Source organism: Pseudonocardia sp. 2-7 (assembly GCF_056341085.1).
This window is the reverse complement of the sequence record NZ_CP094507.1, coordinates 2,505,194-2,521,448: the sequence shown is the minus strand read 5'-3', so window position 1 is coordinate 2,521,448 and position 16,255 is coordinate 2,505,194. Positions and strand designations below refer to the sequence as shown.

Below are 16,255 nucleotides of genomic sequence, written 5' to 3'. Positions count from 1 at the left end.
TCAGCCCCAGGCCGCCGCGGCGTCGGGGTAGTAGTCGGCGAACATCCCCAGGTCGGTGGCCTGGTCGTAGCGGGGGTGGTCGCGCATCCCGGCGAGCTCGAGTCCCTCGGCGAGCCCGTAGTAGCCGGGGTCGCCCCCGGGTGTGCGGGCCGGTCCGGCGGTGCCGTCGGCGACCGCGGCGAGGTTGTCGGTGAACGCCCGGTGCGCGGCCTCGACGAGGTCGGACAGCACGTCCTCCAGGACGGCGTCGGGGTCGACGGGGAACCGGGCCTCGGCCAGCACCGGACCGGTGTCGATGCCGGCGTCGATCTCGTGCAGGGTCGCGGCGAAGGAGGTCTCGCCGTGCAGCACGGCGTAGGCCGCCGTCACCGGTGGCAGCCCCCGGTAGGAGGGCAGCGGCCCCCCGTGCACGTTGAGCAGCCGCAGCCCCGAGGCCAGCACCTTCTCCCGGAACAGGAACGGGTTGTCGATCGACCACAGCAGACCGTCGGTGCAGCGCGCGGCCAGTTCCCCGGCGAGCTCCTCCAGGTCGTGCCCGCTGTGGACCGCGCGGGCCTCGTCCGGGGTGAACCCGGGCGGCGGGGTGGTGCGGGGCCCGTGGCAGACGAGGTCGACGGGGTGGCCGTCGGCCCGGGCGTGCCGGACGGCGCGCCACAGCAGGGCGCCGTCGCCGACGAAGATCATCGTTCCTCCTCGATGGATGCGCGGGTGACCCGGCGCAGTGGTCCGAGCAGCAGCCCGGTCGCCGCGGCGACCAGGCCGGTGACGGTGTTGTAGACCCAGAGCGCGTCGCCGTCGCCGACGACGCCGCCGACGGACCCGGCGACGACGGCGCCGATCGCGGCGCCGGTCATGGCCTGGGCGGCGAACAGGCTGTTCACCCGGCCCAGCAGGGCGTCGGGGGTGCGGAGCTGCAGCAGCGTGTACCTCAGCACCTCCTCGATCGCGTTCGTGGCGCCGGCGGCGACCAGCGCGGCGAGGACCAGCGCGACGGTCGGTGCCGCCCCCGCCAGCGCGTAGCAGGCGTAGCAGGCGACCATCAGCACCAGCAGGAGACGACCGGGCCGCGGGCTGCGCCGGACCCAGCCGCTGCCCAGCGAGCCGAGCACGACCCCGGCGGCGAGCGCCGAGTACATGAGGCCGACGACGGTGGACGAGCCCCCGAAGCGGGCCTCGACGAACGCCGGGACCAGCACGAACGAGCCGCCCCCGATCATCCCGACCAGTCCGGCCACCATCACGCCGGACACCACCGGCTCCCGGACGGCGAACCGGGCGCCGGACCGCAGCGCGGCCAGCGGGCTCTCGGCCGGCTCCGGTGGCCCGTCGGCGACCGGCCGGTCGCCGGTGGCGTCGGCCCCGGGGCCCTCGGCGGTGCCGGGCGGCCCCGGTGCACCGGGTCCGGGCCCGGCGGGCGGCGGCGATCCGGCCGCGGCGGTCCGTCCCCGGCCGGGCGGTGGCGCGACCATCAGCAGCACCCAGGTCGCCGCGGCGGCCAGCGCGCCCGCGGTGTAGTTCCACGGGGCCGAGGCGACCGCGAACACGATGCCCCCGACGGCCGGGGCGACCACCGCGCCGAGCCGCAGCGACACGGTGTTCAGCGCGCCGACCGCGTGCAGCTTCGCCCGGTCCACGATGGACGGGGTCACGGCGAGCATGGCGGTGATGCAGGTGGCGCCGGACAACCCGTTCGCGGCGACCAGCGCGGCGGTCAGCGGGGTCGAGCCGATCCAGGCGGCGTTCACCGCGAGACCGGCGAACGTCGTCCCGCTGACCAGCCAGGTGACCCGCACCAGCAGCCAGCGGTCCACCCGGTCGGCGAGGACCCCGCCGCCGAGGTAGCCGACGACGAACGCCGCCGACTCGATCGCGGTCACCATCCCGACGACGGGGGTGGACCCCGTGCGGGCGTACACCTCCAGCGGCACGGTGACCGCGACGATCCCCACCCCGAACAGCAGGATGGTCCGGGCGACGAACAGGTTGCGGAACGTCCGGTCCTCGCGCAGCGGGCTGACGTCGACCAGCAGGGACGCCATCAGCGACGCCCCGCCCAGGTCGTGAGGACCTCGGCCCAGCGGGCCGCGACCCGGTCGACCGTGGCGGCGTCGAGGACACCGGTGGGGTGGCCGAACGTCGCCTCCAGCACGGGGCCCCCGGCGGTGTCGCGCACCAGCACGTCGACGACGAGCGAGTGCCCGGTCCGCACGCCGGGCGCGGGTCCGATCCGCACTGCGTCCTGCTCGGGGGCGAGCTCCCAGCCGCCGCCCGCGGTCCCGGCGGGCCGGGTGGTGCGACCGAGCCAGTTCAGCGCGACCTCCGCTCCCGGCCCGGTGACCCGTGGCGTGCCCTCGGCCGGGTACCGCAGCAGGCCCCAGCCCAGGCCCCGCCCGGGGGGCGCGGCGACGGCGTCGCGGGCCCGGGTGAGCGCCGCTGCCGCGTCGGGCACCTCCGGGCCGGGGCTGCCGTGCGCGGGGACCGGGGCGAGCACGGTGAGGCAGCCGACCGTGCGGGCGAGGTCGACGTCGGGTCCGAGCTCCTCGGCGCGGCCGTGGTGCTCCAGGTCGACCAGCACGGGCCCGTCGGGTCCGGTGACGGTGAGGGCCTCGCCGAGCGCGGCGAGGAGCACCGCCTCGGCCCCGGTGCCGTGGCGCCGCGCGAGCGCCGTGACGACGTCGCCGGGGCAGGACGAGGTGGTCTCGCGGACGGTCGCGTGGGTGTCGCCCCCGTCGCGCGGGCGCCGCACGGGCAGCGGGACGGCCGCGTCCAGGACCTCCTGCCAGAACCCGGCCTCGGCGCGGACCCCGGGGCCCGCGCCGTGCGCGTGCAGCCGTGCGGCGAACGCGGCGAAGCCGGTGGCCTCGGGCGCCGGTCCGGCCCCGGTGCCGTGGGTGGCGATGTCCTCGGCGAGCACCCGCCACGACGTCCCGTCCACCGCGAGGTGGTGCGCGACGACCGCGAGCCTGCCCGGTGCGGTGCCGCGGTCGAACCAGAGCAGGCGCAGCATCCCGCCGGGTCCGGCGTCGAGCTCGGCGCGGGCGGTGCGGGTCGCCGCGGTGACGGCGCGGGTGAGCGCGTCGTCCCCGGCGGCCGGGTCGACGGGCACCCGCCGGACCAGCGCCGCCGGGTCGGCGTCGCGGCGCGGGAGGATCCGCAGACCCCTCCAGTGCCCGTCGGAGCCGGTCTCCAGGGCCGAGCGCAGCACCGGGTGCCGGGTGAGCAGGGCGTCGGCCAGCGCGGTGAGGTCGTCGGCGCCGAACCCGGCGGGGGTGGTGACGAGCACCGCCTGCGCCCGGCCGGCGACCGGGCCGCCCAGGGACCCGAGCCAGGACAGGACCGGGGTGAGCGGGGCGGTGCCGGGCTCCTCGGTGGCCGGGGTGGCCGAGGGCCCGGCGGCGGCCGTTCCCGCCGTACCGACCGTGTCGTCGCCCTCGCCGGCGTCACCGTCGCCGCGGTCGAGCGCCGCCGCGACCGCGGCGACCGTCCCGGCGACGAGCAGGTCCCGCACGCGCAGCTCGATGCCCTCGCGCCGGGCGGTGGTGGCGATGTCGATGGCGCCGAGGCTGTCGCCGCCGAGGCCGAAGAAGTCGTCGTCGATGCCGACCGTGTCGAGCCCGAGGACGTCGGCGACGATCGCGCACAGCCGTTCCTCGAGCGGGGTGCGCGGGGCGCGGGAGGCACGCCGGGCGACCGGGGCGGGCTCGGGCAGTGCGCCGGTGTCGAGCTTGCCGTTGACGGTCAGCGGCAGCGCGTCGACGACCGCCCACAGGGTGGGCACCATGTAGTCGGGCAGCACGCGGGCCACCGCGTCGCGGACCGTCTCCACGTCGGCCCGGCCCACCAGGTAGGCCGCCAGCCGCTTCGTCGTCCCGGTCGTGCGGGCGACGACGGCTGCCTGGGAGACACCGTCCACCGCGCCCAGCGCGGTCTCGACCTCCGCCGGTTCCACCCGGTAGCCGCGGATCTTCAGCTGGTCGTCGCTGCGGCCCAGGAAGTCCTGGTTCCCGTCCGGACGGCGACGCACCAGGTCACCCGTGCGGTACATCCGCTCCCCCGGGGTCCACGGGTCGGCGACGAACCGCTCCGCGGTGAGGCCCGGCCGGTCCAGGTAGCCACGGGCCAGCCCGGTCCCGGCGATGTACAGCTCCCCGACGACGCCGTCGGGCACCGGACGCAGCCACCCGTCGAGGACGTGGGCCGTGGTGTTGGTGATCGCCGTGCCCACGGTCGACGTGGCGCTGTCGGTGGTGCCCGCCCCGAGGGTGTTGATCGTGTACTCGGTGGGCCCGTACAGGTTGTAGCCCCATGTCCCGTCGGTGTCACGCAGCCGCGACCACACCGACTCCGGCACCGCCTCCCCACCGAGCAGGACCAGCGGCGGGACGTGGTCCCCGTCGAGGAACCCGGCCGCGAACAGGTGGTGGGCGTAGGTCGGGGTCACGTTCACGACGTCGACCGCGTGCTCGGCGCAGTAGGCGACCAAGCGTTCGGCGTCACGGCGCAGCTGCTCGTCGCAGACGTGGACCTCGTGGCCCTCGACCAGCCAGAGCAGTTCCTCCCAGGACATGTCGAACGCGAACGACACCGTGTGCGCGATCCGCAGCACCCGCCCACCCGCCGCGTCGACCGTCGGCGCGAAGATCTCCCGGCGGTGGTTGACCTGCATGTTCGTGAGCCCGCGGAACGGGGTCACCACACCCTTGGGCTTCCCGGTCGACCCCGACGTGAAGATCACGTACGCGGGGTGGTCCAACCGGCCCGGGGTGCCGGGCGCGAAGGCGCCCAGCTCGTCGTCGGTCAGCGGGGTGTCCGGGACACCGTCGAACAGCCCGGCGTCGTCCAGACGCACCTGCTCCACCCCACCGTCGAACCGCGCGGCCACGGCCGAGTCGGTGACCAGCAGTGCGGCACCCGAGGCGGTGAGGATCTCGGCGAGCCGATCGTCGGGGTGGTCCAGCTCCAGCGGCACGTAGGCCGCCCCGGCCCGCAGCACCGCGAACAGCGCCACGACGTTGTCCACCGAGCGCGGCAGACCCAGTGCCACGACCGTCTCCGGGCCGGCCCCGCGGGAGCGCAGGACGCGGGCCAGCCGGGTCACGCGGGCGTCGAACGCGGCGAAGGTGACGCGCTCGTCGCCGGAGACCAGTGCGGTGCGCTGCGGGCAGGTCGCCGCACGCTCGGCGAGCAGCTCCGCGATCGTGACGTCCGGGACGTCGACGACCGCGGAGGCCGCACGCGCGACGGCGTCGGCGTGGTCGGCCGGGGCGAGGACGTCGATCGACCCGACCGGACGGCCCGGGTCGTCGGCGAAGGCCCGCAGCACCGCGACCATCCGGTCGGCGACGCGCTCCATCGTGGACCGGTCGAACAGGTCCGTGGAGTACTCGACGACGCCGGACAGCAGGTCGGGGGTGTCGGTGAAGTTGAACGACGCGTCGAACTTCGCCGTTCCCGTGCGGACCACGTCGGCGCTCGCGTCCACGCCGTCGAGGCGGGGGGTCAGGGCGTTCGCGTCGCCGCCCAGGCACACCACCATGACCTGGAACAGGGGGCTGCGCCCGGGCGCCCGGTCCGGGGCCACGGCCGCCACGACGTCGGAGAAGGGCACGTCGGCCCGGTCGTAGGCGTCGAGGTCGGCGCCCCGTACCGCGCGCAGCAGCTCGGCCACCGTGTGGTCGGGGGCCACGTCGGTCCGCAGGGCGAGGGTGTTGAGGAAGTAGCCCACCGCGTCGTCGAGCGCCGGGTCGAAGCGGGTCGAGATCGGGGTGCCGACGACGACGTCGGGTGACCCGGTGTGCCGGGACAGCAGCACGGCGAGCGCGGCGTGCAGCAGCATGAACACGGTGACGTCGTGCGAGCGGGCGAGCCGGTGGAGCTCGGCGGTGAGCTCCGGGCCGACCTCGACCGGCACGGCGTCGCCGGCTCCGGTGGGGGCGGCGGGACGCGGCCGGTCGACCGGCAGCGTGGTCTCGACCGGGGCGCCGGTCAGCGTGGTCCGCCAGAAGTCCAGCTGCGCCGCGGCGGAGGTGTCCGACCCGTCGGCGAGGCAGTCGCGCTGCCAGGCGGCGAAGTCGGCGTAGCGGACGGCCGGCGCGGGCAGCGACGACGGCGCGTCCGGGCCGGAGCGCAGCCGTGCCCGGTAGGCGGTCTGGAGGTCGTCGATGAGGGGGCGCCAGGACCACTCGTCGACGGCGATGTGGTGCAGCACCGCGACCAGGACGTGCTCGTCGGGGCCGAGCTCGAACAGGGTGACGCGGGCGGGTATCGCACGGGCCAGGTCGAACGGGGCGCGCACCGCGGCCTCGATCCGTTCGTCGAGGTCGCCGGCGTCGATCCGCTCGGCGGTGATCGCCGGGCCGACGGCGTCGAGGTCGAGCACCCGGGCCGTGGTCGTGCCGTCGGGGTAGGTCGTGCGCAGCACCTCGTGCCGTCCGAGGACGTCGAGCCAGGCGGCGCGCAGCGCGTCGGTGTCGAGCGGGCCGTGCAGGCGCAGGACGCCCGGCACGTTGTAGACCGCGCTGGGGCCGCCGACCCGCGACAGCGCGAGCATCTGCCGCTGCCCGGCCGAGATCTCCCGCTCGGGTCCGTCGTGCTGCACGGGCCGCAGGGCCGGGCGCGCGGCGGCGGTGCGGCTGCCGTAGGGGGCGAGCCGGGTGACGGTGCGGGCCTCGAACACGTGCCGGGGCCGGATCCGGATCCCCGCCTTGCGGGCCCGGTTGGCCAGGGCGAGCGCGGAGATGCTGTCCCCGCCGAGATCGAAGAAGTCGTCGTCGGGGCCGACCCCGTCGACGCCCACCACCTCGGCGACGATCGAGCAGAGGGTCTCCTCCAGGGGCGTGCGCGGTGCGCGGCCGCCGGTGGGGGCGATCGCCGCCGGCTCGGGCAGCGCGGCGACGTCGAGCTTCCCGTTGACGGTCAGCGGGAGCTTCTCGACCACGGCCCAGAGGGTCGGGACCATGTAGTCGGGCAGGGTCCGCGCGACGGCCTCGCGGGCCGCCTCGGGTGTCGCGGTGCCGACGAGGTAGGCCGCGAGGCGCCGTTGGCCGGGGACCTCGGGGTGCGGGCGGGCGACGACGGCGGCCTGGGAGACACCGTCGGCGGCGCTCAGCGCGGTCTCGATCTCGGCCGGTTCCACCCGGTAACCGCGGATCTTGAGCTGGTCGTCGCTGCGCCCCAGGAAGTCCAGGTTCCCGTCGCTGCGCCGCCGCACCAGGTCACCGGTGCGGTACATCCGGGCGCCCGGCGTCCACGGGTCTGCCACGAACCGCTCGGCGGTGAGGGCGGGGCGGTCGAGGTAGCCGCGGGCCAGCCCTGCTCCGGCGATGTAGAGCTCGCCGATCACGCCGTCGGGGACCGGGCGCAGCCAGCCGTCGAGGACGTGGGCCGTGGTGTTGGTGATCGCCGTGCCCACGGTGGAGGTCGGGCTGTCGCTCGTGCCGGCGCCGAGGGTGTTGATCGTGTACTCGGTGGGGCCGTAGAGGTTGTAGCCCCACGTCCCGTCGGTGTCGCGCAGGCGGGTCCACACCGACTCCGGGACCGCCTCCCCGCCGAGCAGCACCAGCGGGGGCACGTGGTCCCCGTCGAGCAGACCCGAGGCGAAGAGGTGGTGGGCGTAGGTCGGGGTCACGTTCACGACGTCGACCGCGTGCTCGGCGCAGTAGGCCACCAGACGCTCCGCATCCCGGCGCAGCTGCTCGTCACAGACGTGCACCTCATGACCTTCGACGAGCCACAGGAGTTCCTCCCAGGACATGTCGAACGCGAACGACACCGTGTGCGCGATCCGCAGCACCCGCCCGCCCGCCGCGTCGATCGTCGGGGCGAAGATCTCCCGACGGTGGTTGACCTGCATGTTCGTGAGCCCGCGGAACGGGGTCACCACGCCCTTGGGCTTCCCGGTCGACCCCGACGTGAAGATCACGTACGCGGGGTGGTCGAGCCGGCCCGGTGTGCCGGGGGCGAAGGAACCCAGCTCCTCGGCGGTCAGCGGGGTGTCCGGGACACCGTCGAACAGCCCGGGCTCGTCCAGGCGCACCTGCGGGACGGCCCGGTCGAAGCGCGGCGCGACGGTCGAGTCGGTGACCAGCAGTGCGGCACCCGAGGCGGTGAGGATCTCGGCGAGCCGATCGTCGGGGTGGTCCAGCTCCAGCGGCACGTAGGCCGCCCCGGCCCGCAGCACCGCGAACAGCGCGACGACGTTGGCGGTCGAGCGTGGCAGTCCGAGTGCCACGACGGTCTCGGGGCCGGCGCCGCGGGACCGCAGGACCCGCGCGGTGCGGGTGACCTGTGCGTCGAGCTCGGCGAAGCTCAGCCGGGACTCCCCCGCGACCAGCGCGGTGCGCTCCGGGCAGCGCGCCGCACGCTCGGCGAGCAGCTCGGCGATCGTCGCGTCGGAGACCGGGGCGGCGGTGTCCTCGGTGTGCGGCGCGACGCCCGGGTCGATCGTGGCCAGCGGTGCGCCCGGAGTGGCGGTGAGGGCGTCGAGCACGGCGACGAAGCGGTCCATCAGCTGCCGGGCCGTGCCGGTGTCGACGGCCTCCGGCCGGTGGTCGACGGTCAGCTCCATGTCGTCGAACGGGTTCACCGCGAACGACAGCGGGAAGTGCGAGTCGTCGAGGGTCTCGACGTCGGCCATCCCGTGCCGCTGCGCGGCCTCGGCGAAGGCGTCCCAGGCGTTGCGCAGCGTGAACAGGGTGTCGAACAGCCGCGGCCGGCCGGTGGCCTGCTGGATCTGCCCCAGCCCGAGGTACTCGTGCGCGACGAGCCCGGCGCGCTCGTCGCCGAGCCGGCGCAGCACGTCGGCGCCGGTGTCGGTGGGGGCGAGCCGGACCCGGACGGGGACCGTGTTGAGGAACAGCCCGACGGCGTGCTCCATGCCGGCGATCTCGTCCGGGGCGACGGCCATCGGGGTGCCGAGGACGACGTCGTCGCCGCCGGTGGCGTGCCCGAGCACGACGCCGAGCGCCGCGATCAGGACGGTGTTGACGGTGACCCCGTGCCCGGCGGCGACGGCCCGGACCCGGTCGGAGAGCGGGACCCCGAGCCGGGTCCCGATCCGCGACGACGGCTCGGTGAAGGACCGCTGCTCCTCCCCCGCGACCAGGGTGGGGGCGGTGAGGTCGGCGTAGGCCTGCGCCCACGCCTCGCGCGAGGTCTTCTCGTCCTGGTCGGCGGTCCAGCGCAGGTACGTGTCGTAGCCGGGCGCCGCCGGCGGCTCGCCGCCGTCGTGCAGGGTGAGCAAGCGGTCCGCCACGCGCATGGCCGAGGCGCCGTCGAACAGCTGGAAGTGGTTGGTCAGCACCAGCCGGTCCCGGCCGTCGGGCAGGTGCACGAGGAGCAGGCGGAACAGCGGCGGCGCGTCGAGCGGGATCGGCCGCGCCCGCTCGGCCGCGGCCAGAGCCCGGGCCTCGTCCACGGATCCGGCGGACCGCTCCTCGACCGGCAGCGCCGGCAGGTGGTCACGGACGACCTGGACCGGGCGGCCCCGGTCGTCGGTGGTGAACGCGACCCGCAGCAGCGGCGTGGCCGCGACCAACCGGGCCAGCGCTCCCTCCAGCCGCTCCCGGTCCAGGGCCCGGTCCAGGGTGAACACGGTATGCAGGATGTAGACGTCGCCGCCCGCCGCGGACCCGGAGGTGTCGGAGGTGTCGTAGACGGACTGGAAGTACAGCCCCTCCTGCAGCGGCGACAGCGGCCAGACGTCGGTCGCGGTGCCGCCGACCCGCTCGCCGAGCGCCGCGACGTCGGCCGGGCCGAGCCCGAGCAGGTCGCGCAGCGGGCGGGTGTCGGCGCGGGCCGCCCGCGGCGCCGTGCCCGCGGCGCGGGCCATCCCGGCCGGGGTCCGGTGGGCGAACACGTGCGCGGTGCGGACGTCGAGCCCGGCCTCGCGCACGGTCCGCACGACCCGGGTGGCGAGGATGCTGTCGCCGCCGAGGGCGAAGAAGTCGTCGTCCGGGCCGACCCGGCCGGCTCCGAGGACGTGGGCGAAGGCGGCGCACAGGGTCCGCTCGACGTCGTCGGCGGGCTCGCGGTCCGTCGCGGCGGGGCCGCCGCCGAAGTCGGGTTCGGGCAGTGCGCGGCGGTCGAGCTTGCCGTTGACGGTCAGCGGCAGCCGGTCCAGGACGACGATCGCGGCGGGGACCATGTAACCGGGCAGGAGGTCGCCCAGGGCGCTGCGCAGCGCGGCGGGGTCGGCCGCGGCACCGGGGGCGGGCACGACGTAGCCGACGAGCCGCCGGTCGGCGGGGTCGGTGCCGGTGTGCACCCGGGTGACCGCCTGCGCGATCCCGGGCAGCGCGAGCAGGCCGGCGTCGACCTCGCCCAGCTCGACCCGGTAGCCGCGGATCTTCACCTGCTCGTCGGCGCGGCCGGCGAACTCCAGCTCACCGGCCCGGTCGAACCGGGCGAGGTCACCGGAGCGGTAGAGCCGGGTGCCGGGCGGGCCGTCGGGGTCGGCGACGAACCGGACGGCGGTGAGGCCGGGGCGGTCGGCGTAGCCCTGGGCCAGCTGGGCACCGGCGACGTGGATCTCGCCGACGACGCCCGGCGGGACCGGTCGCAGCCGCCGGTCGAGCAGCCGCACCGCCAGCCCGGCGAGGGGACCCCCGACCGGGCTGACCGGCCGGTCGAGGTCCGCGGTGCCGATCTCGCGGTAGGTGGTGTGCACGGTGGTCTCGGTGATGCCGTAGAGATTGGCCAGCACCGGGGCGCCGGGGGTGTGCCGGGCACACCAGTCCCGCAGCAGCCGCGGTTCGAGCGCCTCCCCGGCGAACACGACGTAGCGCAGGCTCTCGGCGACGGCGGAGCCGGCCGGCTCGGCGAGGGCCAGGGGCCCGAACGCCGAGGGCGTCTGGCTGAGCACGCTGACCCGCTCGGCCGCGATCAGCGCCCAGAGGCGTTCCGGGTCGCGGGCGGTGTCGCCGTCGACGACGACGACCGTCGCGCCGGTCGCGACCGCGCCCCACAGCTCGAACACCGACACGTCGAAGGCGATCGAGTGGACCAGGGAGAACACGTCGTCGGCGGTGACGTCCATGGTGCCGCCGGGTGCGACGGTCGCCGCCAGCAGCGACAGCACCGCACGGTGCGGGACCTCGACGCCCTTGGGACGGCCGGTGGACCCGGAGGTGTAGACGACGTACGCCGGCTGCGCGGCGGGCACGGCGACGGGCTCGCGCAGCGGTGCGACGTCCGCCGGGAGCGCGTCGACGGCGACGACGCGGGGGCCGAGACCGGTCACGGCCCCCGGGGTCGTGGCGACGGCCAGCAGGCAGCGCGGCCGGGCGTCACCGACGATCAGTGCGAGGCGGCTCGCCGGGGACTCGACGTCCAGCGGCACCGCGGTGGCCCCGGCCAGGGCGACCGCGAGCATCGCGACGACCATGTCGGCGCCGCGCGGGACACCGACGGCGACCCGGTCCCCCGGGCGGACCCCGTCGGCGACGAGCACGGCGGCCAGCCGCCCGGCGCGGTCGGCGAGCCCGGCCCAGGTCAGCCGTTCCGCCCCCCCGACCAGTGCGGGGGCGTCGGGCCGGGCCGCGACGGTCGCGGTGAACAGCGCGGCGAGGGTGGCCGGGAGACCGTCGGCACCGGTCGGTGCCGGGTCGGGTCCCGGGGCGGGCGGGTCGAGCCGCAGCTGCGAGAGCCGGGTCCCGGGAGCCGAGGCGACCAGCTCCAGCACCCGCTCCAGCCGTGCGAGGACCGCCTCGATCGTCGTGGCGTCGTACAGCTCGGTGGCGTACTCGACGATCACGCCGAGCCGCGGGTCGCCCGTGTCGGTGACCGACTCGTGGAAGGCGAAGGTCGCGTCGAACTTCGCCGAGCCGGTGCCGGTGCGCACCGCCGTGGTGACGGCGCCGTCGAGGTCGAGCTCGCTGCGGTCGGGGTCGGTGCGCAGGTAGAGCAGCTCCACCTGGAACAGCGGAGAGGCCGCGCCCCGCTCGGGGGCGACCCGGTCGACGACGCGGTCGAAGGGGACGTCGGCGTGCTCCATCGCGGCCAGGTCCGCGGTGCGGGCCCGGTCCAGGACCTCGGCCAGGGTCGGGTCGCCGTGCAGGTCCAGCCGCAGCGCGAGGGTGGTCAGCGCGAACCCGACGACGTCCTCGGCGCCCGCGTGCCGCCGCGCCGAGACCGGGGTGCCGATGACGACGGCGTCACCGGCGTCGTCGCCGGGGTCGCGGTCGGCGTCGGCGTGCGCCTCGAGCAGCACGGCCAGCGCGCCGTGCAGCAGCATGAACATGCTGGTCCCGTGCCGCTGGGCGGCGGCGCCGAGCGCCGCGGCCAGCTCGGGGCCGAACTCGGTGCGGAGCTCGGCACCGCCTCCGCCGGGCGCCTCGGGCCGGGGCCGGTCGGTGGGGAGCGTGGTGACCGGCGGCGCGCCGGTCAGCCGGTCGGCCCAGAAGTCCAGCTGGCGCCGGGCCCGGTCGGTGGGCTCCTGCGGGGTCCCGACGAGCCCGGCCTGCCAGGCGGCGACGTCGCCGTGGCGCAGCGGCGGTGCGGGCAGGGCGGGGGTGCGCCCGGCGCGGCGGGCGGCGTAGGCGGTGCCGAGGTCGGCGAGCAGGACCCGCAGGGACCACTCGTCGACGGCGATGTGGTGACACACGAGCCCGATGCGGTGGCGGTCGGCGGCGGTGCGGACGACCTCGGCGCGGACCGGGGCCTCGCGCTCCAGGTCGAAGCGGTACCCGACGAGCGCGGCGAGCGTCGCGTCGGCGCCCGCCTCGTCGCAGGCACCCGTCCCGACGTGCACCGGCAGCTCACCGGCCGGATGGACGTGCACGGTCACCGTGCCGTCGGCGGTCTCGCCGTAGGTCGTGCGCAGCGCCTCGTGCCGGGCGACGACGTCGTGCAGCGCCGCGCGGAACGCCCCGGCGTCGAACGGGCCGTCGACGGTCCACTCGCGCGGGACGTTGTAGGCCGCGCCCGGCCCCTGCATCCGGTAGAGCGTCCACATCGGATGCTGGGCGGGCGCGAGGACCGCGGGTGCGGTGTCCGGGCGGCGGACCGGGCCGTCGGCCGTCGCCGGGTCCCGGTCCTCGGTCCCGGCGGGGTCCCGGCCGGCGACCAGCGCGGCGAGACCGGCGACGGTCGGGCGGGCGAAGACGTCGGGCACCGTGACCGGGGCGCCGAGCCGTGCCTGCACCCGGTTGGCCAGGCGCAGCGCGGACAGCGAGTGCCCGCCGAGGGCGAAGAAGTCGTCGTCGACGCCGATGCCGGTGCGGTCGAGGAGCTCGGAGAACAGGGCGCACAGCGCGCGTTCACGGTCGTCGCCGGGCGGCCGTGAGCCGGCGTGGACGCGGCCGGGCGCCGGCAGCGCCCGCTTGTCGATCTTGCCACCGGGGGTGCGCGGCAGCTCCGGGAGCACGACGACCGCGGCCGGCACGAACTGCGACGGCAGCCGCTGCGCCACGGCCGCGCGCAGGTCCTCGCCCACGGACTCGTCGGCGTGCTCGGCCGGGACGACGTACGCGACCAGGGACGGTCCGTCGCCGACCGTGCGGGCGACGACCACGGCCGACCGCACGCCCGGCTGCGCGACGAGGACGGCCTCCACCTCGCCGGGTTCGACCCGCACCCCGCGCACGGTGACCTGGTCGTCGGCGCGCCCGAGCAGCTCGAACCGGCCGTCGGGCAGGCGGCGGGCGAGGTCACCGGTGCGGTAGAGCCGGGCACCGGGCACCGCGGGGTCGGCGACGAACCGGGCGGCGGTCTCGCCCGCCCGTCCGGCGTAGCCGCGGGCCACCTGCTCACCGCCGACGTAGAGCTCGCCGACGACGCCGTCGGGCACCGGGGCCAGGAACCGGTCGAGCAGCACAACGGTGCTGCCGGGCACCACGCGGCCGGCGGTGACGCGCTCGTCGCCGTCGACCTCGCCGGCGAGCACGTCACCGGCGACCTCGGAGGAGCCGTAGGAGTTCACGACGACCGAGCCGGGCGCCCACGCCCGCGCGGCCGCGACGGCCGTGGCCGTCAGCGGCTCGCCGGAGCAGACCCAGCGGCGCACCGCGACCGGGCCGGGGGTCTCGGCGAGCACCGACACCAGCGACGGGACGGCGGTGACCTGCGCGACCGGCTCGGTGCGCAGCAGCCGGGCCAGTGCCTCCGGCTCGGTCGCGGTGGCGTCGTCGGCGACGAGCACCCGCGCCCCACCGGCGAGTGCGGCGAGCAGCTCGGTGACCCCGTCGATGAAGGCGATCGAGCTCTTGGCGACCCGGACGTCACCGGGCTCCACCGGCCAGGCGCGGTCCGCCCAGTCCAGCCGCCGGGCCAGGCCACGGTGCGTGCCGAGCACGCCCTTCGGCACACCGGTCGAGCCGGAGGTGTACACGAGGTAGGCGGCCTGATCGGGATGCGGCCGGTCGAACGGCCGGTCCGGGGCCGGGCCCGTCGACAGGTCCGCGACGGTCGCCGTGGCCGCACCGGCCGCGCCGGCGGGTGCGGTGACGGCACCGTCGGTGATCACCAGGGCGGGCGCGGAGTCGGTGAGCACGTGCCGGATCCGCGCGGCCGGGTAGCCGGGGTCCACCGGCACGAGGACCGCGCCGGCGCGGAGCACACCGAGCACCGCGGTGGCCAGGCCGGTGGTGCGGGGCAGCAGCACGGCGACCCGGTCCTCCGGGCCGATGCCGCGCGCACGCAGCGCGGCGGCGACGCGGTCGGCGGCGTCGTCGAGCTCGGCGACGGTGACCTCCACCGGCGCACGGCCGGGGGCGGGCGCGCCGACCAGGGCCACCTCCCCGGCGCGGGCGGCGGCGCCCGGGCCGAGCGCGTCCGCCGGGGTCCAGCGGGGTCCGCCGTCGGTGCCGGTGACCGACCGGTGCACCGGGCGGGTGGTGAAGATGTCGGCGAGCCGGCGGTCCGGGTCGGCCCCGGCGTCCTCGAGCAGCGCCTCCAGGTCGGCCAGCAGGGTGGACACCGCGTCCGCGGTGAGGTGCGCCGCGGCGTAGGTGGCCTCGACGTCGAAGCCGTCGTCGGTGAGGAACACCTCCAGTGCCAGCGGGTGCTGGGCGGTGCCGTTGTCGGTGCGCAGCCAGCTCGTGGTGGTGCCGGGCAGCTGCGGGCCGTGCAGCTTCTGGGTGAGGAACAGCAGCTGGGCCTCGAACAGCGAGCGGGCCTGCCCGGACGCCGACGGGTTCAGCAGCTCGACGAGCTGGTCGTAGGGGAAGCCCTGGTGCCCGAACCCGTCGGCCGCCACGGCCGCGACCCGGCCGGTGAGCGACCGGACGGTGTCGTCGGGCCGCACGGCCGAGCGCAGCACCACGAGGTTGCCGAAGTTGCCGACGAGCTCGGTGACCCCGCTGTCCTCGCGGTTGACGACGGCGGTGCCGACGGCGACGTCACCGGTCCCGGCGAACCGGCTCAGCACGGCGCTGTAGCAGGCGAGCACCACCGTGTACGGCGTCGTGCCCAGCTGCGCGGACAGCTCCCGCACGGCCTGGGCGGAGGCCGGGGAGAAGCGCCGGTCCACCCGTCCCCCCGCCTCGACGTCCGCCGCCGGGTCCTCGGCGGGCAGCCGGTCGAACAGCGCGGGCACCGGCTCGGCGAGCTGCTCCCGCCAGTACGCGGCGTCGGCCCCGGCGCCCCCGTCGCCGCCGGCCCAGGCCCGCTGTTCGGCGTCGGCGAAGTCCGCGACCTGACGCAGCGGCGGGGTCGTGGTCACCGCCCCCTCCAGAGCCTGCCGGTAGGCACGCTCCAGGTCGCGGGAGATCACCGCGAAGGTGAGGCCGTCCCAGGCGATGTGGTGGACCTGCAGCAGCACCGTCGTGCGCGCCGCGCCCTCCCGGACCACCGCCACCCGCAGCGCGGAGTCCGCGGCGAGGTCGTAGGGCCGCGACGCCCGCTCGCGGGCCAGTTCGCGGACCCACGCACGACGCGCGGCGGCGTCGGTCCCGGGCGCGTCGAGGACCTCCCAGAGGTAGCCGAGCGTGTCGTGCACCCGCTGGAACGGGTCGCCGTCGTCGCCGGCGTGGTAGGTCGTGCGGAGCACCTCGTGCCGGGCCACCAGCGCGTCGAACGCCGCCCGCAGGGCCGTCTCGTCCAGGTCCCCGTCGAGGGTCAGCTCGATGCACAGGTTGAACGCGGTGCTGTCCGGCACGATCTGGTGGTGCAGCCACATCCGCCGCTGCGCGAACGACAGCGGGAACTCGGTCCGACCGGCCCGGCGCGGCGCGGCGGCGGGGTCGCTGCGGCGCAGGCCGGCCTCGGCCAGGCGCCGGGCGATCAGGGCGCGCTTGCGCTCGTCGAGACTGGTCATGGT

3 protein-coding genes are annotated in these 16,255 nt (G+C 76.5%); all 3 read right to left on the bottom strand.

The annotated features are described in order from the left end of the window. Genes MTO91_RS12335 through MTO91_RS12325 form a run of 3 tightly spaced genes read right to left on the bottom strand, consistent with a single transcriptional unit; the run spans nucleotide 1 to nucleotide 16,252 of the window. Nucleotides 1-684, bottom strand: a complete 684-nt coding sequence (locus MTO91_RS12335; protein WP_405417420.1) for a formyltransferase family protein — start codon at nucleotides 682-684, stop codon at nucleotides 1-3. Beyond that, nucleotides 681-2,039, bottom strand: a complete 1,359-nt coding sequence (locus MTO91_RS12330) for an MFS transporter (RefSeq protein WP_405417422.1) — start codon at nucleotides 2,037-2,039, stop codon at nucleotides 681-683. The genes MTO91_RS12335 and MTO91_RS12330 overlap by 4 nt, the downstream gene beginning before the upstream one ends. Further along, a complete protein-coding gene (locus MTO91_RS12325) occupies nucleotides 2,039-16,252 on the bottom strand; it encodes an amino acid adenylation domain-containing protein (protein ID WP_476654561.1) in 14,214 nt (4,737 codons plus the stop codon). Before MTO91_RS12325 ends, MTO91_RS12330 begins: the two co-directional genes overlap by 1 nt. Between the last annotated feature and the right edge of the window lie 3 nt (nucleotides 16,253-16,255).

What these genes read in the sequence shown, in the direction of transcription:
- MTO91_RS12335 (WP_405417420.1), bottom strand. Translation starts at nt 684, where the DNA reads ATGATCTTCGTCGGCGACGGCGCCCTGCTGTGGCGCGCCGTCCGGCAC.
- MTO91_RS12325 (WP_476654561.1), bottom strand. Translation starts at nt 16,252, where the DNA reads ATGACCAGTCTCGACGAGCGCAAGCGCGCCCTGATCGCCCGGCGCCTG.
- MTO91_RS12330 (WP_405417422.1), bottom strand. Translation starts at nt 2,039, where the DNA reads ATGGCGTCCCTGCTGGTCGACGTCAGCCCGCTGCGCGAGGACCGGACG.